This is a genomic window from Vagococcus silagei, assembly GCF_004795745.1.
GTDB lineage: Bacteria > Bacillota > Bacilli > Lactobacillales > Vagococcaceae > Vagococcus > Vagococcus silagei.
Genome location: NZ_SDGV01000039.1, coordinates 1 through 1,694, shown reverse-complemented (window position 1 = coordinate 1,694; position 1,694 = coordinate 1). Strand labels below are relative to the sequence as shown.

Genomic DNA, 1,694 nt, shown 5'->3' with positions numbered 1-1,694 from the left:
GACTCTTACTCTTCAAGAGCGTAAGCATGAATTATTAATGAAACAGAAGCAAGCATATTTACAGAAAATGTTTCCGAAACAAAATGAAAAAGTTCCAGAGTTAAGATTTAAAGGATTTACTGACGATTGGGAACAGCGTAAGTTGGGGGATATTAGCTCATCGTATTCTGGTGGAACACCATCAGCTGGGAAAAAAGAGTTTTATGGTGGTGACATTCCTTTTATTCGTTCAGCGGAAATTAATAGTGATTACACAGAATTATTTTTAACAAAAAATGGTTTAGATGTCTCATCAGCAAAAATGGTTGATATTGGTGATATTCTTTATGCATTGTATGGTGCTACAAGTGGAGAAGTTGGTATATCAAAGATTAATGGGGCAATTAATCAAGCGATATTAGCTATAAAACCAAATGATGGTTATAATTCACAGTTCATAATGCAGTGGTTGAAACTAGAAAAACAAAAAATAATTGAAAAATATCTTCAAGGCGGACAAGGAAATTTATCTGGTTCTATTGTTAAAGATTTACAAGTGAAAATTCCGAACTTAGATGAACAAACCCAAATCGGTAACTTTTTCAAACAACTAGACGAGACTCTTACTCTTCAAGAACGAGAAGTTGAAAATATGAAAATGATGAAAAAAAGTTTGCTCCAAAAACTGTTTATATAGTATTGACTTTTAACTTGAGAACCTCCTTATAATGAATTGATACAAAATTCTTATGAGGAGGTTTTTTTATGTCAATGGTAAAAAATGATGCATTGTTTCATGAGTATTTTTGTGAATGGATTGAATTATACAAAGTTGGTGCAGTAAGAGAAGTTACGTTGTCGAAGTATTACATGTCACTTGATCGTCTCAAAGAAATTGTTCCTAATCTTCGATTGAAAAATTTAGATCGTAGACAATATCAAAAAATTTTAAATACGTATGCTTTGACTCATGAAAAGCAAACAACAATGGATTTTCATCATCACTTAAAAGCTGCTATTGTAGATGCAGTTGATGAGAGATTAATAATGCTTGACCCAACAAGAAAAGTTGTTGTGAAGGGAAAATTTCCCAGTAAGAAAAAAATAAAATATATTAGTCAATTTGATTTACAAAAGTTGGTAGAACAGTTAAATCTTGGAGAAAAAGTGAATAATGATTGGTTGTTATTGCTAATTGCTAAAACGGGGTTAAGGTTTTCAGAAGCACTGGCATTGACTCCAAATGATTTTAATTTTGCTTATCAAACAGTGACAATTAATAAAACTTGGAATTACAAAGATAAATTGGGTAATTTTCAGGGAACAAAAAATCAATCGTCGAATCGAGTTGTGCAACTAGATTGGAAAACTAACATGCAATTTGCACAATTGATAAGTAACATGAACGAGGATCAACCAATATTTGTTAAAGGAAGAGTTTTTAATTCTACTATCAATAACCAGTTAAAAAAACATTGTGAAAAAGCTGAAATTCCAGTAATTTCTATTCATGGTCTAAGACATACACACGCATCACTTTTATTATTTGCAGGAGTCTCAATTGCAAGTGTAGCAAGACGTCTTGGACATGCAAACATGAGTACTACACAACAGATTTATTTGCATATTATTCAAGAATTAGAAAATCAGGATAACGATAAAATAATGAGATACCTTTCCAGCATATAATCTCTCGCTCTTGAAGAGTAAGAGTC

2 protein-coding genes are annotated in these 1,694 nt (G+C 31.6%); both read left to right on the top strand.

All coding sequences use genetic code 11. From position 1 onward, the window contains the following. The coding region (locus ESZ54_RS12045) for a restriction endonuclease subunit S (protein ID WP_239433813.1) at nt 1–676 on the top strand (676 nt) is incomplete at its 5' end. Between the two features lie 68 nt (nt 677–744). Beyond that, entirely contained in the window at nt 745–1,668 is a 924-nt protein-coding gene (locus ESZ54_RS12040; protein ID WP_136137897.1) for a site-specific integrase, read from the top strand. Nucleotides 1,669–1,694 lie beyond the last annotated feature (26 nt).

What these genes read in the sequence shown, in the direction of transcription:
- ESZ54_RS12040 (WP_136137897.1), top strand. Translation starts at nt 745, where the DNA reads ATGTCAATGGTAAAAAATGATGCATTGTTTCATGAGTATTTTTGTGAA.